Origin of the sequence: Corynebacterium sp. ACRPJ (assembly GCF_022347345.1) — a bacterium.
GTDB lineage: Bacteria > Actinomycetota > Actinomycetes > Mycobacteriales > Mycobacteriaceae > Corynebacterium > Corynebacterium tuberculostearicum_D.
Genome location: NZ_JAKRNC010000002.1, coordinates 196,741 through 219,849, shown reverse-complemented (window position 1 = coordinate 219,849; position 23,109 = coordinate 196,741). Strand labels below are relative to the sequence as shown.

General features: G+C 61.1%; 23 protein-coding genes. 19 read left to right on the top strand and 4 right to left on the bottom strand.

Going from position 1 to position 23,109, the window contains the following annotated elements:
* From rpmD to MHY08_RS02370, 3 genes are all read left to right on the top strand, one after another.
* The gene (gene rpmD, locus MHY08_RS02380; protein WP_204610229.1) at positions 1–186 is read left to right on the top strand and encodes a 50S ribosomal protein L30; all 186 of its coding nucleotides are present in this window, start codon (positions 1–3) and stop codon (positions 184–186) included.
* A 3-nt stretch (positions 187–189) separates the two neighbouring features.
* Positions 190–636 carry a 50S ribosomal protein L15 gene (gene rplO / locus MHY08_RS02375; protein ID WP_005322777.1) on the top strand — a complete coding sequence of 149 codons (447 nt, stop codon included), beginning with the start codon at positions 190–192 and terminating at the stop codon, positions 634–636.
* A gap of 238 nt (positions 637–874) precedes the next feature.
* Complete coding sequence (locus MHY08_RS02370) at positions 875–1,363, top strand: hypothetical protein (protein WP_239235155.1); 489 nt, start codon at positions 875–877, stop codon at positions 1,361–1,363.
* 99 nt (positions 1,364–1,462) lie between these two features.
* Here MHY08_RS02370 and MHY08_RS02365 read toward each other — a convergent pair whose 3' ends face one another.
* Together MHY08_RS02365 and MHY08_RS02360 are read right to left on the bottom strand one after the other, a co-directional pair.
* Positions 1,463–2,965, bottom strand: coding sequence for an FAD-binding oxidoreductase (locus MHY08_RS02365; protein ID WP_239228608.1), 1,503 nt, complete (start codon positions 2,963–2,965; stop codon positions 1,463–1,465).
* Positions 2,966–2,976: 11 nt separating this feature from the next.
* On the bottom strand, positions 2,977–4,284 hold the full coding sequence (locus MHY08_RS02360; RefSeq protein ID WP_239235153.1) for a class I SAM-dependent methyltransferase: 1,308 nt from the start codon (positions 4,282–4,284) through the stop codon (positions 2,977–2,979).
* Between the two features lie 375 nt (positions 4,285–4,659).
* Between MHY08_RS02360 and secY the strand changes: the two genes are divergently transcribed.
* The 12 genes from secY (at position 4,660) to eccB (ending at position 14,400) form a co-directional block, all read left to right on the top strand.
* A complete protein-coding gene (gene secY, locus MHY08_RS02355) occupies positions 4,660–5,985 on the top strand; it encodes a preprotein translocase subunit SecY (protein ID WP_204610218.1) in 1,326 nt (441 codons plus the stop codon).
* Positions 5,985–6,530 (top strand): adenylate kinase, encoded by a 546-nt coding sequence (locus tag MHY08_RS02350; protein ID WP_239228607.1) that lies wholly within the window; start codon positions 5,985–5,987, stop codon positions 6,528–6,530. The genes secY and MHY08_RS02350 overlap by 1 nt, the downstream gene beginning before the upstream one ends.
* A gap of 2 nt (positions 6,531–6,532) precedes the next feature.
* Positions 6,533–7,327, top strand: coding sequence for a type I methionyl aminopeptidase (gene map / locus MHY08_RS02345; protein WP_239235150.1), 795 nt, complete (start codon positions 6,533–6,535; stop codon positions 7,325–7,327).
* A gap of 66 nt (positions 7,328–7,393) precedes the next feature.
* Complete coding sequence (locus tag MHY08_RS02340; RefSeq protein WP_239235147.1) at positions 7,394–8,245, top strand: L,D-transpeptidase; 852 nt, start codon at positions 7,394–7,396, stop codon at positions 8,243–8,245.
* A gap of 263 nt (positions 8,246–8,508) precedes the next feature.
* Positions 8,509–8,727, top strand: coding sequence for a translation initiation factor IF-1 (gene infA / locus MHY08_RS02335; protein ID WP_004566852.1), 219 nt, complete (start codon positions 8,509–8,511; stop codon positions 8,725–8,727).
* A 183-nt stretch (positions 8,728–8,910) separates the two neighbouring features.
* Positions 8,911–9,279: a 30S ribosomal protein S13 gene (rpsM, locus tag MHY08_RS02330; protein ID WP_239235145.1), complete on the top strand. Its 369-nt coding sequence runs from the start codon at positions 8,911–8,913 to the stop codon at positions 9,277–9,279.
* Between the two features lie 3 nt (positions 9,280–9,282).
* Complete coding sequence (gene rpsK, locus MHY08_RS02325) at positions 9,283–9,687, top strand: 30S ribosomal protein S11 (protein WP_005322764.1); 405 nt, start codon at positions 9,283–9,285, stop codon at positions 9,685–9,687.
* 21 nt (positions 9,688–9,708) lie between these two features.
* A complete protein-coding gene (rpsD, locus tag MHY08_RS02320; protein ID WP_005322762.1) occupies positions 9,709–10,314 on the top strand; it encodes a 30S ribosomal protein S4 in 606 nt (201 codons plus the stop codon).
* A gap of 114 nt (positions 10,315–10,428) precedes the next feature.
* A complete protein-coding gene (locus MHY08_RS02315) occupies positions 10,429–11,439 on the top strand; it encodes a DNA-directed RNA polymerase subunit alpha (RefSeq protein ID WP_005322760.1) in 1,011 nt (336 codons plus the stop codon).
* Positions 11,440–11,511: 72 nt separating this feature from the next.
* Entirely contained in the window at positions 11,512–12,003 is a 492-nt protein-coding gene (rplQ, locus tag MHY08_RS02310) for a 50S ribosomal protein L17 (protein WP_239235142.1), read from the top strand.
* A gap of 142 nt (positions 12,004–12,145) precedes the next feature.
* Complete coding sequence (truA, locus tag MHY08_RS02305) at positions 12,146–13,039, top strand: tRNA pseudouridine(38-40) synthase TruA (protein ID WP_239235140.1); 894 nt, start codon at positions 12,146–12,148, stop codon at positions 13,037–13,039.
* A gap of 74 nt (positions 13,040–13,113) precedes the next feature.
* Complete coding sequence (eccB, locus tag MHY08_RS02300) at positions 13,114–14,400, top strand: type VII secretion protein EccB (protein ID WP_239235138.1); 1,287 nt, start codon at positions 13,114–13,116, stop codon at positions 14,398–14,400.
* Here the strand turns inward: eccB and MHY08_RS02295 are convergent.
* Together MHY08_RS02295 and eccD are read right to left on the bottom strand one after the other, a co-directional pair.
* Positions 14,390–15,538, bottom strand: coding sequence for a S8 family serine peptidase (locus tag MHY08_RS02295; RefSeq protein ID WP_239235136.1), 1,149 nt, complete (start codon positions 15,536–15,538; stop codon positions 14,390–14,392). The two genes, eccB and MHY08_RS02295, sit on opposite strands and share 11 nt — an antisense overlap.
* Positions 15,538–16,965, bottom strand: a complete 1,428-nt coding sequence (gene eccD, locus MHY08_RS02290) for a type VII secretion integral membrane protein EccD (RefSeq protein ID WP_239235133.1) — start codon at positions 16,963–16,965, stop codon at positions 15,538–15,540. The genes MHY08_RS02295 and eccD overlap by 1 nt, the downstream gene beginning before the upstream one ends.
* A gap of 154 nt (positions 16,966–17,119) precedes the next feature.
* Here eccD and eccCa point away from each other — a divergent pair, with 154 nt between their 5' ends.
* The 4 genes from eccCa to MHY08_RS02270 all read left to right on the top strand — a co-directional run bounded on the left by eccCa (position 17,120) and on the right by MHY08_RS02270 (position 22,778).
* On the top strand, positions 17,120–20,839 hold the full coding sequence (gene eccCa, locus MHY08_RS02285) for a type VII secretion protein EccCa (RefSeq protein ID WP_239235131.1): 3,720 nt from the start codon (positions 17,120–17,122) through the stop codon (positions 20,837–20,839).
* Positions 20,840–21,964, top strand: coding sequence for a type VII secretion-associated protein (locus MHY08_RS02280; RefSeq protein ID WP_239235129.1), 1,125 nt, complete (start codon positions 20,840–20,842; stop codon positions 21,962–21,964).
* 142 nt (positions 21,965–22,106) lie between these two features.
* Positions 22,107–22,421 carry a WXG100 family type VII secretion target gene (locus MHY08_RS02275; RefSeq protein ID WP_239235127.1) on the top strand — a complete coding sequence of 105 codons (315 nt, stop codon included), beginning with the start codon at positions 22,107–22,109 and terminating at the stop codon, positions 22,419–22,421.
* Between the two features lie 69 nt (positions 22,422–22,490).
* Entirely contained in the window at positions 22,491–22,778 is a 288-nt protein-coding gene (locus tag MHY08_RS02270; protein WP_005322746.1) for a WXG100 family type VII secretion target, read from the top strand.
* Positions 22,779–23,109: the final 331 nt, after the last annotated feature.

The window sequence follows — 23,109 nt, the reverse complement described above, 5'->3', positions numbered from 1 at the left end:
ATGGCTCTGAAGATTACACAGGTAAAGGGCCTGGTGGGCACCAATCCGAACCACCGCAAGAACATTGAGGCTCTTGGTCTCAAGCGCATCGGTCAGTCCGTAGTTAAGCAGGACACCCCGATCGTTCGCGGTATGGTTCATAAGGTTCGCCACCTGGTCACCGTCGAAGAAGTGGCAGGGGAGTAAACCATGGCTGATATCATCAAGCTGCACGACCTGCGCCCAACCGCAGGAGCAAACAAGCCTAAGACCCGCGTCGGCCGCGGTGAGGCATCCAAGGGTAAGACCGCTGGTCGCGGTACCAAGGGCACCGGTGCTCGTAAGCAGGTTTCCGCTGCTTTCGAGGGTGGCCAGATGCCGATCCACATGCGTCTGCCTAAGTTGAAGGGCTTCAAGAACCCGAACCACGTTGAGTACCAGGTAGTTAACGTTGCTGACCTGGCTGAGAAGTTCGCAGATGGCGGCGACATCACCGTTGCTGACATCGCAGCTGCTGGCCTGGTCCGCGCTAACAAGCCGGTCAAGGTTCTGGGCAACGGCGACATCAACGTTAAGTTGAACGTCACCGCTGACAAGTTCTCCAAGTCTGCTGTAGAGAAGATCGAGGCTGCTGGCGGTTCCGCCAACACCAAGTAATCTCTACTAGGTAGATTTCATCCCCCTCTCCGCACATGCGGGGCAGGGGGATGTTTCCGTTTTGTAGGCATCCTAGTGCCGCTATATAACGTGGCGCCTAGGCTATGCGCGCCATTGGTGCTGAAAATAGTTGACAGGAAACCTTTATTAATAAATAAGGCTCGGGGTATAGCGATTTATATTCACGAGTGTTAGGGTCTCCCTTAGTTGAAAATCATCAAACGTTAAGGAGACTCTTATGTCGTCTATTTCTTCCCTGCTCGCTACCGCAATTGCTGCCGTCATGCCGTTTGCCGGCTCTACCGGCCCGGTCGATGCTCAAGACCAGCTGTCGCAGCCTGATCCTGCTGAGACCACCCAAACCGCGCCGGCCGAGACTGGCGAGCAGGGCACCAAGGACCAGCAGCCGGGCGCGCACGCTGAAAAGGGCCGCATCACCGGTGACAAGGAAGATGTCATCAACGGTGAGGGGGAAGGTGCCACCGAGGTAGATCCTGGCTTCAACGGCGGCAACCTGCAGAGCGGCAAGTTAGCGGTGCAGCGCGAGCTGGCACTTGCTACCCAGGAGGCTGGCCACGAGTTCATGAACATTGAGTTCAAGGATGATCACTCTGCCCACCTGACCTTCCCGGAGACCTATAACCCGGACAAGGACGAGGCTGCTGTGCAGCGCGTCATGGATGCGCTGAAGGTCAACGGCTATGAGAACATCACCGCTGCCTACTAAAGCGCGAAGACCCTAGATTTGGGCAAAGGAAGAGGGTGGAACGCCTGGGAAAGGCGTTCCACCCTCTGTGCGTATCAGGCCGTGCGGGGTGGGGGAGGGCTAGGCCTCGTCCACGGTCTTTTCGTATAGGCCGGGGAAGCGGTCATCCGGGTCGGTAACCGCCTTAATAGTCGAAGGAAGGCTGCCACCGTAGAGCTCTTCGAACTTCTCCCGGGAATAGAAGGCCTCGGAGTAGAGGGACTTGTGCCCTCCTAGCTCGTTGACCTTGGATTCGATGACTTTGTTGAACGCGCCATTATTCGGGGCGGACGGGTCGACGTGGTCGCCGTCTACGCCGGACCAGAAGCCGACGTTCACCCAGGTCTGTCCGGGGCGAAGGGGGTAGAGCGGCCATGGGTCGGCGGAGTCAGAGGCGATGTCGCCGGTGCCTACGAGCTCGTCCACGCCATCGCGCAGGCGGATCGGGCACAGCCACACCGGTTGAATATCGGAGGCGTTAAAGAACCAGTGGAGGAATTCCGGCAGGTTCTCCGGTGTGACCTCAATATCCTGGACTACGCGCTCGGCGCGCGGCTTGCCGTGCGGCTTCTTGATGAAGTTATACTCCAGCTCATACTTGCGGTCGAGGCGGACTAGCTTCCAATAGAAGGAGCTGCGGCGAAGCTCGCGCGGCCACACCTTGCGCACCTTCGGGTTCTGCGCACCAAAAGCGCGCGAGCACCAGAACCAGTCGGTATCCCAGCGCCAGATGTAATCCCGGATTGTGAGGCGATCGCGGCGGATGCCAGAGGCGTGCTGGAGGCTGCGGTAGTAAATCTTGTCCCGCGTGTAATCGGAGGTTGGGCCCTCTTCATCGGTAAAGCGGGCGAAGACGAGGTAGGCCTCGTCCTCGGAGAAGACCACGCCGTCGAGGCCGTGGACGGGCTCGCCGCGGTGGGTGTGGGAAGAGGCGACGTCGGCAAGCACGCGGCTTGCCTCCTCCACGGTGTGGAAACGTTCTTCGCGCAGCTCTACATAGGCGGGCACGGGTTCCAGCTCAATCTTGAGGCGCACCGCATAGCCCAGCGAGCCATAGGAGTTGGGGAACAGGCGGAAGAGATCAACGTTGGACTCGCGGGAGCAGGTGAGAATTTCGCCGGTGCCGGTAAGGACATCCATCTCCAGCACGGACTCGTGTGGGAGGCCATTGCGGAAGCTGGTGGATTCCACGCCCATGCCAGTAACCGCACCGCCCAAAGTAATGGTCTTAAGCTGCGGGACGACGAAGGGCATCAGGCCATGAGGCAGGGTGGCATCCACGAGGTCTTCGTAGGTGCACATGCCTTGTACATCGGCCGTGCGCGCAACTGGATCGACCTCAATGACGCCGCTAAGGCCGGACACATCGAGGCCCTCCTGCTCCTCGCTGCGGCTACGGAAGAGATTGGAGGTCTTCTTGGCTAGGCGTACGCGCTTTCCGGCCGGGACGGCACGGAAGCTCGCCAGCAGCTTATCGACGCCCTCCTGGTGCGCCTCCCATCCCACCGGCTCAATGGGCATGGCATCCACCGGTCGCGGCTGGGCGGCGGCGAGGCGTTCGCGCAGGTTATCAATGAGAGTCATGGCACCCCTCCTTAAAAGCGGCTATCTTCCCACCAGCGGCGCTCAGGCACGCCGGCGCGGGAGCCGGCCTCGCCCAGCTTGACGCCGAGGAAGTGGTACAGGTTGATGATATTGCGCTCAAAGCCCCATTCGGATCCGGCCATATAAATGCCGTAGAGGCGAGCGGTGGGCAGTCCCACGGTTGCGCAGGCCTCGTCCCAATTGTCCTTCAGGTTCTCGCACCAGTCATGCAGCGTGCGCATGTAGTCAAAGCGAAGGGACTCGGTGTGGATGACTTCGAAGCCATTGTCTTGCATCGCCTTGGTGACATTGCCGGAGCCGGTGAGCTCGCCGTCCGGGAAGATATAGCGGTCAATGAAACCGCCCTTAGGGGTCTTGTGATTATCCGGGTAGGTGATGTTGTGGTTGAGCATCAGGCCGCCGACCTTCAACTTGCCGTGGAGGAACTTGAAGAAGTCGTTGTAGTTCTTCACGCCAATGTGCTCGATAATGCCGATAGCGGAGATGGCATCGAAGCCCTCTTCGGTGATATCGCGGTAGTCCATGAAGCGGACCTCCGCCAAGTCTTGGAGGCCTTCCTCCTCAATCTTGCGCTGGCCCCACTCGGCCTGTTCCTTGGATAGTGTGACGCCGATGGACTTCACGCCGCGGCGCGCCGCGTAGCGCACCATGCCGCCCCAGCCGCAGCCCACATCCAAGTGGCGGTCGCCTTCCTTGAGGCGCAGCTTGTCAAAGATGAGGCGGTACTTATTCTCCTGCGCTTCCTCCAGGGTGGCATCCGGGGAGGGGTAGTAGGCGCAGGTGTAGGTCATCGAATCGCCCAAGAAGAGCTCGTAGAAATCATTGCCAACGTCATAATGATCAGAAATGACATCGGCATCGCGCTGCTTCGAGTGCTTGGAAAGGCCGTCGTGTAGCTTGCGGCGCAACCAGGAAGCGCGCTCCACCTCAGGGACCGGCTGGATCTGAAAGGCGCCCATGGAAGCTAGGGAACGAACAACGCGGGCCAGGGTCTTGGCATCCGGCTTCCGGAATTTGTCATACATGGCATGCAGGGCGTCAAAAATGCCATAGGGGTGAGCCGGGTGATCGCCATGCACCGTGATGCCGTCCGTGACATAAGCTCGCGCAAAACCCACGTCGCCGGGGTGGGTAGCAATAAAGGAGAGGCCCTCAAGACTATTAATGGTCACCTTGTACTGGGCGTCTTCCGGTCCGGTCGAGGAGCCGTCAAAGGCTTCCCAGCGGAAGGGGTTGGGGCTAGGGACAAAAACGTCGATGATCTCAGCAACGGTCATCGGCGTGAATTTCTTGCTCATAAGTACTTCTTTCGAAACATTAGGTTCACACCAATAACGGCCTCGGAGCGCATAGCGCTGTGAGGTCGGAGATATTTCAGGAGAATTGCGTGTGCGCAATACCCCCTCATGGTAAACCCCGAATACAAAACGCGCGAAAGGACAAGCAATCATGGTCACACTATTGGGTCTTAATGTGGCTATGCGGAGCAAGGCTGGTAGGGTAATGGGGTCATAAGTGTTCAACCGTCCCTGAAGGAAACCTGAATTTCCCCTAAGCTTTCCGGCTCAGGGGGTGCGGTTTCCTAGGGGTAGATGAGTTTCCACCTCCGTGTATGAACGCGAAACCCTCCCTAGATTTCGCGTTCGGCAGCGGTAGGCCAGGAGGATTTTGTAGTGTCCGCCATTGTCCAGGCTTTCAAGGATGCCGACCTACGTAAGAAGATCATCTTCACCATCGTGATGATCATCGCGTACCGCGTCGGTGCACAGATCCCGTCCCCGGGTGTTGACTATGCGTCTATTGCTGGCCGTTTGCGCCAGTTGACCGAGCAGTCCGGAGACCTTTACTCCGTCATCAACCTCTTCTCGGGTGGTGCGCTGCTGCAGCTGTCGATCTTCGCTATCGGCATCATGCCGTACATTACGGCGTCGATTATTGTGCAGCTGCTGACCGTGGTCATTCCCCGCTTTGAGGAATTGAAGAAGGAAGGCCAGTCCGGTCAGGCCAAGATGACCCAGTACACCCGCTACCTGACCCTCGCGTTGGCGTTGCTGCAATCCTCCGGCATCGTCGCGCTGGCAGACCGCGAGCAGCTGCTGGGCCAGGGCGTACCGGTCTTGGCAGAAGACCGTAACTTCTTCACCCTCATCGTCTTGGTCATCACCATGACCTCCGGCGCTGTGCTGGTGATGTGGATGGGTGAGCTCATCACCGAAAAGGGCATCGGTAACGGCATGTCCCTGCTCATCTTCGCTGGTATCGCAACCCGCCTGCCAACCGATGGTGTAAGCATCCTGCAGAACAATGGTGGACTCGTCTTCGCCATGGTGGTAGCCGGCTTGGTCATCCTAGTTGTTGGCATTACCTTCATCGAGCAGGGCCAGCGCCGCATTCCGGTTCAGTACGCAAAGCGCATGGTCGGCCGCCGCCAGTACGGTGGTTCCTCTACCTACCTGCCGCTGAAGGTCAACCAGGCCGGCGTTATCCCGGTCATCTTCGCCTCCTCCCTTATCTACATGCCGGTTCTCATTACCCAGATTGTGAACTCTGGCTCCGCCGGCACCCCGGATAACTGGTGGCAGCGCAATGTCATTGCGCACCTGCAGGCACCTTCCTCCTGGCAGTACATCGTGCTGTACTTCGTCCTGACCATCTTCTTCGCTTACTTCTATGTCTCGGTTCAGTACGATCCGGCAGAGCAGGCGGATAATATGAAGAAGTACGGCGGCTTTATTCCGGGTATTCGCCCGGGCCGTCCGACCGCGGAGTACCTTGGTTATGTGATGAACCGTCTGCTGTGCGTGGGCGCCCTGTACCTGGCACTTATCGCCATCCTGCCGAATATCCTCTTGGACCTCGGCGTAGGCAGCTCCTCCGCCAGCGGCACGTCCGCCTTTGGTGGTACGGCCATCCTGATTATGGTCTCCGTCGCCTTGACTACGGTCAAGCAGATCGAGTCCCAGCTACTGCAATCCAACTACGAAGGACTACTTAAGTAATGCGTCTTGTACTTCTAGGACCTCCCGGTGCCGGCAAGGGCACCCAGGCAGCTATCCTCAGCGAGAAGCTAAACGTTCCGCACATCTCCACCGGCGACCTGTTCCGCGCCAATATCGGCGAGGGCACCCCGCTGGGTGTAGAGGCAAAGTCCTACATCGATGCAGGCAAGCTTGTACCTACCGACGTCACCGCCCGTATGGTCGAGGACCGCCTCAACCAGGATGACGCCAAGAATGGCTTCCTGCTGGACGGCTTCCCACGCACCACCGAGCAAGCAGACATCCTGGAGGAGCTGCTGGCTAAGAAGGGCGAGAAGCTCGACGGAGTTCTCAACTTCGAGGTCTCTGAGGACGTTGTGGTTGAGCGCATGATGGCCCGTGGCCGCGCCGACGACAACGAGGAGACCATCCGCACCCGCCTCAGTGTCTACCGCGAGGAAACCTTCCCGCTTATCGAGCACTACGGCGATGCCATCATCTCCATTAAGGCCGAAGGCACCGTGGAGGAAATCAACGCCCGTGCGATGGAAGCCCTGGGTAAGTAAGCATGGCTTTTCGACGCCGCAGTAAGCGCATCCCCGCCCGCACCCCGGGCGAGCTAGACGCCATGCAGGCCGCCGGCGAAATTGTTGGCAAGGCACTGCAGGAAGTCCGCGCTGCTGCGGCGTCTGGCGTATCTACCCTCGAGCTGGATGCAGTGGCTGAGCAGACCATTCGCGATGCCGGCGCCTATCCCACCTTCAAGGGGTACGAGGGTTTTCCGGGCTCCATTTGTGCTTCCGTTAATGACGTCATCGTGCACGGCATTCCGGATAAGGAAACCGTCCTGGCAGAAGGTGACTTGGTGTCCATCGATTGCGGTGCCACGCTGGACGGTTGGGTAGGCGATAGTGCCTGGTCCTTCGCAGTGGGCGAGCTCGATGCTGATGTAGAGGCCCTCAACAAGGCCACCGAGTATGTCCTTATGGAGGGCATGCAGGCTATGGTTCCGGGCAAAATGCTTACCGACGTCTCCCATGCCCTAGAGCAAGCCACCCGCCGGGCCGAGCAGAAGTTCGGCGTGGATCTTTTCATCGTGGATGGCTATGGCGGTCACGGTATCGGCCGCACCATGCACGAGGATCCTTACCTGGCTAACGAGGGCCGCCCGGGCCGCGGCCCACTGATCCAAGAAGGTTCTGTGCTGGCCATTGAACCCATGCTAACTTTGGGCACAGAGGATTCTGCCGTGCTAGAAGATGACTGGACGGTCGTTACCCTCGATGGTTCCTTTGCCGCCCACTGGGAGCATACGGTGGCCGCGACGGCCGATGGTCCCCGTATTCTTACCCGCCGCTACTGACATTTATTCCCCGATATATGCCTGTTGCACTAGGCATATGCCCCTGAAAGGTTTATACTCACAGCCATGTCTAAATTTAGCTTCCGCAAGATTCGTGCCACGGTTGCAGCGCCCGCAGTCGCTGGCGTGATGGCCTTGAGCACCACCGTTGCGGCTCCTGCCGCTACCGCCCAGGAGATCCCGAACCTGGATCAGCTCAGCTCCAAGGCAAACTCCGACCTCGCTCAGCTCTCTTCCCAGTCCGGCCTAGACCAGCTCACCGCTGAGGCAAAGAAGCAGCTGGATAACTTCTACGGCCAGAGCCGCGAGCAGGCCTGGAATACCCGCAACCAGATCCTTGACCAGGCAGAGAAGTTCTCCCCGGAGCTGGCACCTAGCGTCCAGACCGCTGTGGACGGCGCCGTAGAATTCCTCTTCCCAGGCTTGATTGCACAGAAGAACGAGGAAGCACGCAAGGCCCGCGAGGCTGCTGCTCGCGCCAACGCTGAGCGCGTCGCTGCCGAGAAGGCTCGTTCTGAGGCTGCAGCACGCAAGGCGGAAGCACAGCGCCGCGCTAACCAGTTCGACCGTGGCCCGTGCCCGGCTGATGCCAAGGTTTGTGTCGACCTCAATGGTCGACGCACCTGGCTGCAGGATGGCGGCAAGGTGTCCTACGTGTCCCCGGCAATGTCCGCCGGCATGCGCGGTCAGGAAACCCCACGCGGTACTTTCCATGTGACCCGCAAGGTAGAGCATGAGATTTCCCGCGAGTTCAATAACGCACCGATGCCGTACTCCATCTACTTCACCAATAACGGTCACGCCTTCCACCTGGATGACCCGGCTGTTGATTCCAATGGCTGCGTTCACCTTCCGCCAGATGCTGCAAAGCGCTACTGGGATAATGTACAGGTTGGCGATAAGGTCTTCATCTACTAAGGCCCGCGCTTAAGCGAAAGCCTCATCCCCCGAACCGGCTCCCGAGAAGGAGAATCGGTTCGGGGGATTTTGCTGGCTTAGGGTGAGGGACGGGCGAGTGAGCGGGGCGTCGGAAAGCGCAGCGGTTTGGAAAACGTGTCGCTGCAGCGTATGCTGTTAAGTCGGTGTATAGCGTCAGCGAGGCTGACGCGGATACGCCACCGCAGTAGACAACAAACATGCAGGTGACGGCGCACTTGTCCGTCGCCAGAAAAGTAGAGGTTATGGCTAAGGAAGGCGCAATCGAGGTAGAAGGCCGCATTATCGAGCCTTTGCCCAACGCAATGTTCCGTGTCGAGCTCGACAATGGACACAAGGTTCTTGCACACATTTCTGGCAAGATGCGTCAGCACTACATTCGCATCCTCCCAGAGGACCGCGTGGTTGTAGAGCTGTCTCCTTATGACCTGACCCGCGGACGCATCGTCTACCGCTACAAGTAAAGACAGTAAGCCTCCTCACCCAAGGGTGAACCCGTAGGTTCACCCTGTCCACCTCAGGCTACGGTGGCCTGAGCCCGCACTGGTAAGTAACCCAAGGATTCCCGGCACGGTCCGGGCGAAGCGTTGCATGGAGCGGGACGGATGGGGAGAAAACCGCCGTAACAACCCGAAAGGACACGCCATATGGCACGTCTAGCTGGTGTTGACCTCCCCCGCAATAAGCGCATGGAGGTCGCTCTCACCTACATCTACGGCATCGGTCCAACCCGTGCCAAGAAACTGCTAGAAAAGACTGGCATTTCTCCTGACCTGCGCACTGACAACCTGGATGATGACCAGCTGTCGGCGCTCCGTGACGCAATTGAGGCTACCTGGAAGGTTGAGGGTGACCTCCGCCGTCAGGTTCAGGCTGATATCCGCCGCAAGATTGAAATCGGAAGCTACAAGGGTCTGCGCCACCGCCGTGGCCTGCCTGTACGTGGCCAGCGCACCAAGACCAATGCGCGCACTCGTAAGGGTCCGAAGAAGACGATCGCAGGAAAGAAGAAGTAATTCATGCCTCCAAAGACTCGTTCCGGCGCGCGCCGTTCCGGCCGTCGCGTCGTAAAGAAGAATGTGGCCCTCGGCCACGCATACATCAAGTCCACCTTCAATAACACCATCGTCTCGATCACCGATCAGACCGGTGCTGTTATCTCTTGGGCATCCTCCGGCCACGTTGGCTTCAAGGGTTCCCGTAAGTCCACTCCGTTCGCCGCTCAGATGGCAGCCGAGAACGCTGCACGCAAGGCAATGGATCATGGCATGAAGAAGGTTGACGTATTCGTCAAGGGTCCGGGCTCCGGCCGCGAGACCGCCATCCGTTCCCTGCAGGCTGCAGGCCTCGAGGTTTCCTCGATCACGGATGCAACCCCACAGCCGCACAACGGCTGCCGTCCGACCAAGCGCCGCAAGGTTTAAGGGAAAGGAAGAGGTAAGAAAATGGCTCGTTACACTGGCCCCGCTACCCGCGTATCCCGCCGTCTTCGCGTCGACTTGGTCGGCGGCGATATGGCATTCGAGCGCCGCCCGTACCCACCGGGACAGGCTGGCCGCAACCGCATCAAGGAATCTGAGTACCTGCTGCAGCTCCAGGAGAAGCAGAAGGCAAAGTACACCTACGGTGTGCTGGAGCGTCAGTTCCGTCGCTACTACGCAGAGGCTAACCGCCTCCCGGGCAAGACCGGCGATAACTTGGTTATCCTGCTCGAGTCCCGCCTGGACAACGTAGTTTACCGTGCAGGTCTGGCACGCACCCGCCGCCAGGCTCGCCAGCTTGTCTCCCACGGTCACTTCACCGTGAACGGCAAGAACATCAACGTTCCTTCCTATAAGGTCACCCAGTACGACATCATCGATGTCCGTGACCGCTCCAAGAAGATGGAATGGTTCGAAGATGCTCAGGACGCCCTCATCGATGCCAACGTACCGGCATGGCTGCAGGTTGTTCCTGATACCCTGCGCATCCTCGTGCACCAGCTGCCCGAGCGCGCTCAGATCGACATTCCGCTGCAGGAGCAGCTCATCGTCGAGCTTTACTCGAAGTAAACTGTTATACCGCACGGCCTGTAATGGCCTGGCGGATAATCAGGAATCTTCAATCCCGAAGATTTTTACCCCTCTACCGGCGTCAAATAGCGGTCGCCGAAAAGGAGAATTTCAATGCTCATTTCCCAGCGTCCTCAGCTCACCGAGGAATTCATCGACTCGTCTCGTTCCAAGTTCGTCATCGAACCGCTCGAGCCGGGCTTTGGCTACACCCTCGGTAACTCGCTGCGTCGTACCCTGCTGTCCTCCATTCCGGGTGCAGCGGTAACCTCCATCAAGATTGATGGTGTTCTCCACGAGTTCACCACCATCAACGGTGTGAAGGAAGACGTTTCCGAGATCATCTTGAACATCAAGAGCATGGTGCTTTCTTCCGACTCCGATGAGCCGGTTGTTATGTACCTGAGCAAGGAAGGCCCGGGCGATGTCACCGCGGGCGATATCCAGCCGCCGGCTGGCGTGGAGATCCACAACCCGGATTTGCACATCGCTTCCCTGAATGACACCGCCAAGCTGGACATTGAGCTCGTCGTCGAGCGCGGCCGTGGCTATGTCCCAGCCGCTCCTACCTCCGGTGAGATCGGCCGCATCCCGGTCGACCAGATTTACTCCCCGGTCCTCAAGGTCTCCTACAAGGTCGAGGCAACTCGTGTTGAGCAGCGCACCGACTTTGACAAGCTGACCATCGACGTCGAAACCAAGAACTCGATTTCTGCACGCGACGCCCTGGCATCTGCCGGCGGCACCCTGGTCGAGCTCTTCGGCTTGGCTCGCGAGCTGAACAACGCTGCCGAAGGCATCGAGATCGGACCCTCCCCGCAGGAGACCGAGTACATCGCTGCTTATGGCATGCCGATCGAGGACCTGAACTTCTCCGTCCGCTCTTATAACTGCCTGAAGCGTCAGGAGATCCACACCGTGGGCGAGCTCGCTGAATGCACCGAGTCCGACCTGCTGGATATCCGTAACTTCGGCCAGAAGTCGATCAATGAGGTAAAGATCAAGCTGGCTAACCTGGGCCTGGCTCTCAAGGACACCCCTGAGGACTTCGACCCGACCCAGCTCGAGGGCTACGACGCAGAGACCGGTGACTTCAAGGATCCGGCTGCCGAGGATTCCGAGTAAAGAACCCCGCTGACTTGCGGCAAAGACCTAATTGCCGCGCGCTCAACTTTTACCGCATACGAGGAGTACACAATGCCAACCCCTAAGAAGGGTGCCCGTCTCGGCGGCTCCGCCAAGCAGCAGGCTCACATGCTGAGCAACTTGGCAGCCAGCCTGATCGAGCACGGCGCTATCAAGACCACCGATGCCAAGGCGAAGGTTCTTCGCCCGTACATCGAAAAGATCATCACCAAGGCTAAGTCCGGCACCATTGCTGACCGCCGCGCAGTTCTGAAGCTCATCCCGCGCAAGGATGTCGTTTCTTACCTGTTCGACGAGGTTGCCCCGAAGTTTGAGAACCGTGAGGGTGGCTACACCCGCACCATCAAGCTGGACAACCGCGCCGGTGACAACGCCCCGATGTCCCAGATCTCCCTCGTTCTCGAGGAGACCGTGACCTCCGAGGCTAACCGCGCTACCCGCGCTGCTGCTTCCAAGCAGGCCGAGGAAGCTAAGGCAGACGAGGCTGCTGAGACCGAGGCACCTGCCGAGGAGACCGCAGCTGAGGAGTCCGAGGAGAAGTAATTTCCCTTCGGCCCTAGCGCTTGGCCGCCGCCTTTCCCGTCTGTGGGAGGGGCGGCGGCTTTTTCATGTCCGCGCCCAACCAGGGGCTTAGCGCACGAACGACCCAGGCCCAGCGCCGGCGGGCGGTAAACACTCCGGTAGCATGAAGCTCACTATGACAGATGCAGCATCGACTTTTCCTGAAGGGGCGGCGGACGGGTTTGTTCGCCTGCGCTTGGACTTGGCTTATGACGGCACGGACTTTCATGGCTGGGCCAAGCAGAAGGGCGGTCTGCGCACGGTGCAAGGCGTGCTGGAAGAAAAGCTGGCGATGATTGCGCGCACAGATGTCCCGCTTACCGTTGCTGGGCGCACGGATGCGGGCGTTCACGCTCGTGGCCAGGTGGCGCATGTGGACGTGCCCACAGATATGCTGGCGCAGCGCTCGGTGGCGGGGGAGCCGGCGAAGCTGGTGCGTCGGCTAGCAAAGCTTCTGCCAGAAGATGTTCGGGTACACGGGTGTGAGTTCGCACCCGCGGGGTTTGATGCGCGGTTTTCGGCACTGCGTCGGCACTACGTGTACCGGATTACCACCAATCCGCGCGGCGCGCTGCCCACGCGGGCGCGGGATACGGCCGAGTGGATTAAGCCGGTGAATATCGATGCCATGCAGGAAGCCGCCACCGCGCTGGTGGGCCTGCATGATTTTGCGGCTTTTTGTAAGGCCAAGCCGAATGCCACGACCATCCGTGAATTGCAGGAATTTTCCTGGCGCGACGTTTCCACGCCCGAAGAACCGGACCTTTTTGAGGCCCGGGTGAGCGCCGATGCGTTTTGCTGGTCGATGGTGCGCTCGCTGGTGGGCTGTTGCCTGCGCGTGGGCGAGGGGCGCCGCGATGCCGACTTCGCCGCGGCACTGCTGCAAGAAACGAAGCGCTCTTCCAGCATCCCCGTGGCCCCGGCCAAGGGACTCTCGCTCGTCGCCGTTGATTACCCGGCCGCGGCTCAACTGGCGGCACGCGCCGAGGTCACCCGAGAAAGGCGCAGCGCCGATTAGCGCCCAGGTGGCAGCGGGTGCTTACCTGGGATAGCCTGTGTGCTGGGTGTACACAGACTTTTCGGGGGAAAATCATGGCACGTCCGCTGCCTACTACCAAGGCCCAGGTATCGGGGCATAAATTCTTGCGTCGCCGCGTCGAGCATGGGCTTGTCTTAGGCGATATCCGCATGATTCACGATCCATTGGCTAGGCGCCGCAAAGCTCTCCTCTTCGGCGGGGTCGGCGTCGCCTTCCTTGCGGTGGGCTCCGGCATGTTGGCATGGCTGCAGCCGAGCCCGCAGCCGGGTGATGCGCCGATTGTGCGCTCGGAGCAGGGCCAGCTCTTTGTGGATGTCAACGACACCTACCACCCGGTATTCAACCTGGCGTCGGCGCGCATTATCGCCGGGCAAGCGGCCGAGGCGCAGACCATTGGGGACCAGCATCTGCAAGAAGCTTTGCTGGGCTCACCGGTGGGTATCTCGGATGCCCCTGGGTACCTCGCGGCAGCAGGCGAGACTCCCCAGCAGCGTTGGGCAGCGTGTTTAGCCGGCAAGGATGAGGCACCGACTACAGAAAACCCAACCAGCATCGGCGGCCATCAGGTTGCGTCGCAGGAGGTTATTGTCCTTGCCGAGCCCGAGCAGAAAAGCCTCGGTGAGGAGCGCGCCGCACTGGTGGAATCCGAGGGCACGCAGTGGCTTATCACAGAGGAAGGCCGCGTGGCGTTGCCAGATTCCTCCAGCACCGAAGGGCGCGTCGTGCGCCGGGCGCTGGGCGTGGACGATAGTACCCACACCTGGCCCGTGCCGCCCGAGCTGCTCAATGCCTTTGCGGAGCTGCCGCCGCTGAACTTTCCGGCTAATCCGCCAGAGGTTGTCGATACTGGGCAGAGCCTGTGGGCGCGTACGCCCGAGGGCGTAGCGGAGCTCACGCCTACGCAGGCGGAGATGCTCACAGGCGTGGGTGCCAAGGAGACGGCAGCCACGCCGCAGGAGATTGCCGCGCTTGCCGACGCCCCCTTAAACCTCAACCTTCCCTCCACGTCCTTCCGCTTCTTAAGCCCGGACGATGGCTGGATGTGTGCTGGTAACGAGGGCGGCGGGGTCGTGGTACCTGCCCAAGCAGGCACCGTCGCCTTGGCAGGTGAGTCGGTGGCTCATCGCTTTGGTGGGCTCGACTCCGGTGGCGTAGGCGTAGACAGCGGCCATGGCTATCACGTGGTCTCACCCACGGGGCAGCGGCACGAGGTCAAGGACAAGGAGACTTTGGAAGCCCTTGGTACCGGCGTGGGCGCGCAGGTGCCGTGGGAGATCCTGCGCTTGCTGCCGGAAGGCTCCGCGCTCAATCGTGAGCAGGCGCTGCAGGTTAGTTCTTAGGTCGTAGCCCGCGCCATACCGCCCACGCAGCAAGCGCCACCGCTAATCCACCCAGCACCCAGACACTGCGTGTGGGGGCGCGCGAGTCGCTTTCGTCAGCGGGGCGGATGGTCATAGCTCGGGTATCGACGTCCGCGCCCGCTTCCACGTGGGTGAGCACGGTGAGCGGGTCGATGAAACCGTGTCCCGGTTCTGCGGCGTCCTCCAAGCGTTTGCGGAGGACGGCCGGGCTATCGTCGGGAAAGCGCTGAGCCAAGAGGGCAGCGGTGCCGCTGACCACCGGCGCGGCAAAAGAGGTGCCATGGAACTGCGCCGTTCCGTCCGTGCCTTCCTTACCATCGGCCCATCCACCCGCGGGGTTGAGCGCTAGCGGAATGAACCCTTGCGCAGCAAGCTGGGGGCCATCGGCCGAGTTCAGAGAGTAGTCAGCGAGTTCGTGCGAATCCGCGAGGGCGCTTACTGAGAGCACCGTAGGCGAATCCGCCGGAAAGACGCGGTCACCCATCTCACAGCTGCCCGAGGACGCATTGCCGGATGCTGCGATCACCACGGCCCCGGAGTCTTCCGCATGCGCCAAAGCACGATCCAATCGGGAAGTATCGACCTGCGCGGCCACATCTGGCGGGACACAGGAGACAACGGAGATGTTGATGACGCGGGCACCGGCAGCGGCGGCGTCATCAATGGCGCGGGCCAAGGTGTCCAGCGATCCGGTGGTACTGTCTTCCGCTTCCTGGCGGTAGTGCGCGCTGGTCTGGCGCACCGCGTAAATCTCTGCTCGCGGGGCGATACCGATATCGTGTCCGGCAATGACACCGGCCACGACGGTGCCGTGCAGGTCGCAATCGCGATGCGGCTCTGGTTCCTCTGGCGCGACAAGGTCCGCGCCACTGCTGAGATGCCGCAGTTGATCGTGGCGGGCCACGCCAGTATCGATAACGGCTACTTTGACGCCTTCCCCGGTAGCAAAGGAATGTAAACGGGCCCGGTAGTCTAGCTGCTCCTCGCTCGGTTGGGGCGAAAGCGGTGAGGAATGCGCGGTGGCACATTCGCGGTCCGGCTCGCGCGCGGCCGTGTAGGGAGTAGCAGTCAGTCCCGCAGCGAATGCAACTACTAAAGCGGCAGGTAGCACGCGCATTACCCAAGCCCCCTAATGAGCACGAAGACACCGGCAAGGTGCGCGGCCAGCGGCAAACTAGCGGCAATGGCCAGGGATTCTATGCGCTCAAACCACGCGATGGTGGTGGGCTCGAGCCCAGCCACCTTGGATGCCCACAGCGGGGCGCTTAGCATGGCGAGGAGAACCAGGCAGGCAACAAGTATTGGCGCCCAGGCTTCGGCAAGCCCGGAATTCGCCACCGCGTGGGTAGCGCACAAGCATGTAGCGAGACAGGCGGTCATCGCCAGCAGCATCAGGGCCCAACTAGCCAGCGCACGACCGTGCCGGGCGGCATGCAGGACGACGGCACCCGCGGTGGTCACGCAGAGTGCTTGGACGAACCACACACCGGTGTGCTCAGCACCAAAGAGCACCGCAACGTACTCGGCGAGAGATTCGGGCGCGCCGCTCGTCGGCGCCAAGGCCGGACCACTGCCCGTCAGCGAGAGGGCGATCAGGGCCGGAATGAGACAGAGCGCCAGCCCACAGCACATTCCCTCATAAGCGCTGCCGGCGCGCCGGGCACGGATATCGACATCCGGCTGGACGGCATCCGAAACCGCGAGGTCTTGGCCGGCCGTGGGCAGCTGCGGGACTTTGAGCCCAGCGGTGGCAACAGTCAGCGCAGGAGCTGCGGCCAGCAGGATAATGCCAGCGATCACCACGCAGGCGGCGGCCGCCGTACCGTGGCTGCCCTGGAGACTCGTCCCTGGTCCAGGCAACAGGTAGCCCAAAGCCGCGACCAACAACAGCACCGAGACGGTGAGTGCCACGGCGGTAGTGCGAACCGTGCTCAACCCGGTGACGTGGCAGGCAAGCAGCACGATGAGGAGGGCGACGCAGGCGGTGAGTGCGGCAAAGGGGGCTTCGCCAAGCGAGGGCGATATCACCACCCAGCCACACGCCATGCCGGCCACCAGGCTAAGGTGCACCAGCGATAGGGCCCGGGTCCACAAGGCGAGCAACAGGGCACCAGCGGTCAACGCCGCCCACGCCGCGAGGGGAAGGGAGCTAACCCACACGAGGGCGAAGGCGGCAAGCAGCCCCGCCCAAGCCCAGATGGTGGGAAGGGCGGCGGTAGTATCCTCCTCAGCCGCGGCGGCGAGCGATTCCGCCGCATCCCGAATCACCGGTGCAGGCCGGCGCTCGCGTGGACTAATAACCAGGATGGAGCCTTCCGTGAGCGCAGTGGCAGCCAATGGGGCGGTGAGATCGATGGCGCGGCCGGAGGCTGTGCTCGCGCGCCAAGGCTCAGAAATGGTGGGCGCATCCACCAAGTCAGTGATTTCCGCCAAAAGCTCGCCCACGCTGGAGCTTAGCGGTAGCGCCACGTCCGCCTCCTTGTGGAAGGCGCCGGCATGAATGCGAACGGTAAGGCGCAGATGATGCGCCGTTGCAGTAGTCATGATGTCCCCCGAAAAATGTATGGATTGTGGGCGTCCCCCTTGCCCAATGCCACATATTGTGGCTTACTAGTGGCGACGTGTCCACCGCAGCGCGGGGAATCTTGGCAGGGGGCCAAGGGCGCTTGGCGCGTGGCTCGGGGGAGGTTATTTAGGCATGCTTGGGATCGGGGATACCCGCGTTATTGAGCCGTTGACCATGCCATTGCGGGATGCTGCGCCGCCGCTGCCCACCGGCAGCATCGAGGCCGAGGAAGTCCCGGAAGCGGTGCGCCCACAACCGGTGCCGCTGGTGCGGCTGCTGCTTCCGGTGGTGATGATTGCGGCGATGCTCGGCATGGTCGCCCTCATGGTGTTAGGTGCTGGGGAATCCCGGCAGATTAGCCCGATGGCCTTGATGTTTCCATTGATGATGCTGGCGAGCATGGCCATGATGTTTGGGCCCAATAACAGCGGGCAGGATCCGGATGAAACCCGGCGTACCTACCTGCGCCACATCAAAGCCTTGCGGGAAAAGGCGCTGCGCAATGCTTCGGCGCAGCGTGCACATGAAAGTTATCGCCACCCGGCACCGGTGGAACTTAGCACTCTAGTCGGCTCGCGCCGCATGTGGGAGCGTGGCCCGGATGACTCGGACGCCCTCGAGGTACGCGTGGGAACTGGACCAACGACGTTGTGCACCCCCATCAACGTGCCGGATTCCGGCGCCACTGAAGACCTGGACCCGGTGTGTGCGGTAAGCATGCGCCAGACCATTAAGGCGGTGGGCACCGTTCCCGATATGCCGGTGGTTATCCAACTGCAGGCCTTTCGCTTCCTGTCCGTGTCAGGTACCGCGTCTTCCCAAGGCGAAGAGCCTGCAGATCCCGCCAGAGATATGGTGCGCGCAATGGTGCTGCAGATGGCGTTGGCGCATGGCCCGGAAACCTGCGGTATCGAGGCCATCGGTGGCCAGTGGGAGTGGCTGAAGTGGCTGCCCCATGCGCGCACACCGGAAAAGGCCCGCTTTCGCATCCTCATAGTCGATGGCGTGCTGACCACGGGAACCGAAGACTTCTTCCACGATAATTCCTATACCACCATCATTGAGGTCGGTGGGGCGCCGTCTTCGGCGCTGGGGGTACGCGCCGAGCACGAAGGCCTAAGCCTCGTGGCAGGGGAGCAGCTGCAGGTGGTCACCGCGGCAGGGGTGGAAGACCTGGGGTCTCCCGATGGAATGAGTGCGGCCGGCGCGACATTGCTCGCGCGCAGTATGGCCTCCTACCGCCGCCCCGATAGCACTTCTGGCAGGCGCGGCAGTGACCTTATGGGCCTTCTGGGCTATCGCGATGTGGAAGAGCTAGCGGCCAGTGGCATGTGGCATGGCCGGGAGGGTTCGGCGCGTCTCATGGTGCCCATCGGCATCGATACGGTGGGCCAGCCCGTCACGTTAGATCTCAAGGAATCGGCCCACGGCGGAATGGGGCCGCATGGCTTGTGCATCGGTGCGACCGGCAGCGGCAAGTCGGAGCTGCTGCGCACCCTTGTCACCGCGCTGGCGGCTACCCATAGTCCGGACGAGCTTAACCTCGTGCTCGTGGATTTCAAGGGCGGCGCGACATTCTTGGGATGCGACCGCCTGCCGCATACTTCCGCGGTGATTACCAACTTGGAGGAGGAATCTACACTGGTAGAGCGCATGTACGATGCCATCTCCGGCGAGATGAACCGCCGCCAAGAGCTGCTGCGTACGGCCGGAAACTTTGCCAATGTCGGCGAGTACAACGCTTCTGCCACCGCCGTGCGTGAGCACGGGCCGCTTCCGGCCTTGGTCATTGTGGTCGATGAGTTCTCGGAGCTTTTGGGCCAGCACCCGGATTTTGCGGAACTCTTCGTCGCCGTCGGCCGCTTGGGGCGCAGTCTCCACGTGCACCTGCTTTTGGCCTCCCAAAGGCTCGAAGAAGGCCGCTTGCGGGGGCTAGATTCCCACTTGTCCTACCGAATCGGCCTGAAAACCTTCTCTTCAGCGGAATCCCGCCAGGTCTTGGGCGTGACCGATGCCTACCACCTGCCCGGCCAGCCCGGCGCGGGCTACCTCAAATCCGATGCCGAGGCCTTGACCCGCTTCCAAGCTTCCTACGTGTCTGGGCCCCTGCCGCGCCGGGCGCTTGCCGACGTCTCCGTGGACCACCCCGCAGCCTCCCGCGGCCGCGTGCAGCTCTTTCATGGCTGGTCCCAGGAAGAGGACAATACTAGTGCTGCAGTGGTTCTCGATGACTCCACCACTGTGCTTACCGAGGTCGTGCGCGCCGCGGCGGAAGAGGCCCACATGCGCGATCAATCGGCGCACCGCATCTGGCTGCCGCCACTACCGCCGGTCATTGAGCTTTCCGCGTTGCCAGGGCTTTCCGGTGCAGATGACGCGGGTGCAGTCTCGCCCGCAGTGGACCAAGGGTCGCTGCGCGCGCCCATCGGCATTATCGATAGGCCGTATTACCAACGCCAGGACGAGCTGATTATTGATTTGACCCAGCACGGCGGACACATGGCCCTGTGTGGTGGCCCGCAGTCCGGTAAATCGAGTGCGCTGCGCACGATCGTCTCTGCGTTAGCTCTACGGCATGACCCGCAAGCGGCACGCTTCTACGTCATCGATCTTGGCGGCGGTCAGCTAGCATCCCTGGAGCGACTGCCCCACGTCGCCGGAGTTGCCGGGCGTGAGGAGGGTGAAAAGGTACGGCGCATCGTCGACGAAGTAGCTGGGTTTATCCGCCGCCCAGAACGGTGCGCAACCTTCCTTGTCATTGATGGCTGGCACCACATCGGTACCTCGAATGCGGAGTTTGAAGACATAGCGGAGAAGGTTACCGAGATCGTCGCCGATGGCGCCTCCGCCCATGTGCACGTCATCATTGCTACCTCGCGGTGGACCACGATGCGCCCGGCGATCCGCGATCTCATTGCCAACCGCCTCGAGCTGCGCCTGGGTGAGGCCTTGGATTCACTCATCGACCGCAAACTACAGCAAAAACTCCCTAGCGCGCCGGGCCGCGGGCTCACCTTGGCCGGTGAAAATATGCTCTTAGCTCGCACCTCGAACCAGGACATCGCCCACATCTGCCGCGTGCATGCTGCGGCTGACCCAGTCCCACAACTCAAGATGCTGCCCGCTGTGCTTACCCCGGCCGCACTTGCAGCTCAAGGGGATGTTCCCGCCAGCGAGATCGCCTGGGGCATCGGCGGGCGCGACCTCGATACGCTGACCTGGAATCCATCGCGCGAGCCGCACCTTGTGGCCATAGGCGCGCAGGGCTGCGGCAAATCCACCTTCTTGGCGCAGATCATGCGCGGCATTAGCGCCTTTGCGCGGGAAGACGCCCGGCTCGTGGTCATCGACCAGCGCCGAGCCCACCTGGGAACCTTGGACCAGAACATGGTTGCGGCGTATGCCGCGACGCAGTCGAGTGCGCAAGAGACCATTGTCGATACAGTCCGGACCCTGGAATCTCGCCTGCCTGGCCCGGACATTACCCCGGCGCAGCTCGCCGCACGAGATTGGTGGCAGGGCCCAGATATATACCTAGTCATCGATGATGCGGACCTGCTGAGCGATATTGCCCTCTCGCCACTGCTGGAATTGCTCCCACATGCCCGCGACATTGGATTGCACCTTGTTATCGCTCGCAAATCCGGCGGCATCGGCCGTGCCCTCTTTGGCCAATTCTTTTCCGCGGTGCGCGATCTGCAGCCGGCGCTGTTGCTTTTCGACGCCGACCGCGACGAAGGAACCATCTTCGGACTCAAGCCCTGCCACCAACCACCCGGCCGCGGTCAGTGGAGCATCCGCGGTGAAAACCTCGGCGTCGCCCAAGCGGTGTACCTAGAAGGAGAGAAGTAAATGACCACCAATCTCAGCGCGCATACGCCAACCGACACCCCTATTCCTACTGGTGGGGAGACCACCGCCGTCCCCATTACCGTCACCATCCTGGATGCGGCCACAATCTTTGAAGGACCCGAAACGGTCTATCGCTATGACCTGCCGGGAACCGGCATTGTGGAAGGCTGGGCCTTGGGCCAAGTCATGGATCAGATATCCAAGATGGCGGGACTGTCCTGGCCCGACGTGGAAGCCTGCGTGGTGGCAGACTCTTCCGGCACGGACATTGCGCAGGAAGCCACCTCCATCATCTGCCGGCAATTGGAAGTCACAGGCGTGCGCCTCATCGACCCAGAACCAACCATCTCCCCGCTAGCCGCCCCGGACCCACTCGATCCGCCTCCTCACCCGGTTCCTGAAACCACTGATTCGGCACCTCCCACTACGGTGATGGAGGCACCTGCTTATGACGAGCCGGTAACGCCACGCTGGACCGACCGCCTGCGCGGTTGGCTCGGAGCCATCGATATCTTTCATGTGGCAATTGCCGTGGTCATCATCGCCGTGGCTGGGGCTTCTTGGTGGGCCATCGGTGCCCAAGCTTCAGACGATGACGACGCCGCTTCGGATGCATCGCACCCGCAACCCCGCGCTGCCGAGCCAAGCGGCGATGGTGCGGCGGAGTCCGCGCCGGCCTCGCCGCAACCGGGAATGCCAGGCGCGTCAGATTCCGGCAGCGACGAATTGAACCCAGGCGAAAAGCGCTTAGACGTGGAAGGAATGTCAGTAGTAGTCCCCAGTGGGTTCCACACCAAGGTAGAAGATGGTCTGGTCACCGCCACCGGGAAAGACCCGAACCTACGCATCCTGCTGGCGGCGGATGAGATGTTTAACGTGCCGGCGGATGCCCTGTTCAAAGAAATTCACGCGCAGGTCGACGAAGATCCGACGCTTCGCGATGCCACCGATGAGGCAGGGCGCCTGACCTATACCGAAGACCCCGGGGACGGCTCCTTGGTGGAATGGACCACTTGGGAAGACCGAGGCCACCAGATGTCCGTGGGGTGCCATACCCGGCATAACTCCAACGCCGTTCAAAAGGCAGCCTGCCGCATGGCCACGGAAAGCCTGGTCAAAAAATAGTCTCAAAAACTTTGCCCCAGCCGGGAACCGTTTGGCGGAAAGTTCAGTCCAATAAGAGTGAGAAAGCACAGATGCGAAGCACAGCTGCTTTTTCGGGGGAAATACACACAATCTCATCCGCCCTAAGGAGGGGCGCACTCTTATGTCTCAGACTTTCAAGACACAAGCCGATGTCATGGTTGCCACCGCTGGCAAAGTCGATAACACCAACGATGAAGTCCAAAGCGAGCTCACCCGCCTGCAGGGCGTCGTCGACTCCGTCCGTGGCAGCTGGGTTGGCCAGGCGCAGGTCTCCTTCGATGACCTGATGCAGCGCTACAACACCTCTGCACAGCAGCTGCGCGAGGCCTTGGCCTCTATCTCTGACAATATCCGCAGCAACGCCCACAACTTCGACAACGTGGAAGCAGAAAACACCCAGGCCTTCTCCAACGTGGGCGGCGGCCTCGCCCTCTAAACCGCTCCGCACAGTTCACTACTCCGCAGCCCAAAAGCTATAGATTCACAGAAGGGAATCCACCACCACATGTCCGAGATCAAGTACGAATTCGGTGCCATTTCTTCCGCCGCAGCCGATATCAACGCCACCTCTGGTCGCATCAACAGCACCTTGGCAGACCTGAAGGCGCGCCTACAGCCGATGGTAAGCACATGGGAGGGTGAGTCCGCCGTGGCTTATAACCAAGCGCAGGCGAAGTGGGATAAGGCATCGCAGGAACTCAACACCGTGCTCGCCACCATCTCCAAGACGGTTTCGCAGGGCAACGATGCAATGAGCGACGTCAACCGTCGCGCCGCCGCAAGCTGGGGCTAAATCCACACCCTGATTGCACGGTTCCACGCTGTCGCCGTCGGGGCTGCGGTGCCACTGACCACACCCGCGTGGCAGGAGGCGGACGCAGCCGCAGCCCCGACCAAGGAAACCGGCGTGACTACTCCTGTTTAGTTCTTTTCTCTTGCTATCTCTTCCACTCTTTGAAGTCGTACCTTTCTAGTCCGTACCCACGAGCCGGCACCTCCCGTTTGAGCCGCGGAAGGTGCCGGTTTCGGTGTTTTGGTCTTTGGGCAGGTGAGCAAGTAGGGTAGGAAACCTATGTGTTCGCTCGTCGGCAAGCAGCTGGCGAAGCGCTCCCTGCAGGTCTCCA

Bases quoted from the DNA above. Each gene is read 5' to 3' on its own strand.
- map (WP_239235150.1), top strand. From the start codon at position 6,533: ATGGCTTTTCGACGCCGCAGTAAGCGCATCCCCGCCCGCACCCCGGGC.
- rpmD (WP_204610229.1), top strand. From the start codon at position 1: ATGGCTCTGAAGATTACACAGGTAAAGGGCCTGGTGGGCACCAATCCG.
- MHY08_RS02275 (WP_239235127.1), top strand. From the start codon at position 22,107: ATGTCTCAGACTTTCAAGACACAAGCCGATGTCATGGTTGCCACCGCT.
- rpsD (WP_005322762.1), top strand. From the start codon at position 9,709: ATGGCTCGTTACACTGGCCCCGCTACCCGCGTATCCCGCCGTCTTCGC.
- eccD (WP_239235133.1), bottom strand. From the start codon at position 16,965: ATGACTACTGCAACGGCGCATCATCTGCGCCTTACCGTTCGCATTCAT.
- infA (WP_004566852.1), top strand. From the start codon at position 8,509: ATGGCTAAGGAAGGCGCAATCGAGGTAGAAGGCCGCATTATCGAGCCT.
- truA (WP_239235140.1), top strand. From the start codon at position 12,146: ATGAAGCTCACTATGACAGATGCAGCATCGACTTTTCCTGAAGGGGCG.
- MHY08_RS02365 (WP_239228608.1), bottom strand. From the start codon at position 2,965: ATGACTCTCATTGATAACCTGCGCGAACGCCTCGCCGCCGCCCAGCCG.
- MHY08_RS02370 (WP_239235155.1), top strand. From the start codon at position 875: ATGTCGTCTATTTCTTCCCTGCTCGCTACCGCAATTGCTGCCGTCATG.
- MHY08_RS02360 (WP_239235153.1), bottom strand. From the start codon at position 4,284: ATGAGCAAGAAATTCACGCCGATGACCGTTGCTGAGATCATCGACGTT.
- MHY08_RS02340 (WP_239235147.1), top strand. From the start codon at position 7,394: ATGTCTAAATTTAGCTTCCGCAAGATTCGTGCCACGGTTGCAGCGCCC.
- eccB (WP_239235138.1), top strand. From the start codon at position 13,114: ATGGCACGTCCGCTGCCTACTACCAAGGCCCAGGTATCGGGGCATAAA.
- MHY08_RS02350 (WP_239228607.1), top strand. From the start codon at position 5,985: ATGCGTCTTGTACTTCTAGGACCTCCCGGTGCCGGCAAGGGCACCCAG.
- rpsK (WP_005322764.1), top strand. From the start codon at position 9,283: ATGCCTCCAAAGACTCGTTCCGGCGCGCGCCGTTCCGGCCGTCGCGTC.
- MHY08_RS02295 (WP_239235136.1), bottom strand. From the start codon at position 15,538: ATGCGCGTGCTACCTGCCGCTTTAGTAGTTGCATTCGCTGCGGGACTG.
- MHY08_RS02315 (WP_005322760.1), top strand. From the start codon at position 10,429: ATGCTCATTTCCCAGCGTCCTCAGCTCACCGAGGAATTCATCGACTCG.
- MHY08_RS02280 (WP_239235129.1), top strand. From the start codon at position 20,840: ATGACCACCAATCTCAGCGCGCATACGCCAACCGACACCCCTATTCCT.
- rplO (WP_005322777.1), top strand. From the start codon at position 190: ATGGCTGATATCATCAAGCTGCACGACCTGCGCCCAACCGCAGGAGCA.
- rpsM (WP_239235145.1), top strand. From the start codon at position 8,911: ATGGCACGTCTAGCTGGTGTTGACCTCCCCCGCAATAAGCGCATGGAG.
- eccCa (WP_239235131.1), top strand. From the start codon at position 17,120: ATGCTTGGGATCGGGGATACCCGCGTTATTGAGCCGTTGACCATGCCA.
- MHY08_RS02270 (WP_005322746.1), top strand. From the start codon at position 22,491: ATGTCCGAGATCAAGTACGAATTCGGTGCCATTTCTTCCGCCGCAGCC.
- rplQ (WP_239235142.1), top strand. From the start codon at position 11,512: ATGCCAACCCCTAAGAAGGGTGCCCGTCTCGGCGGCTCCGCCAAGCAG.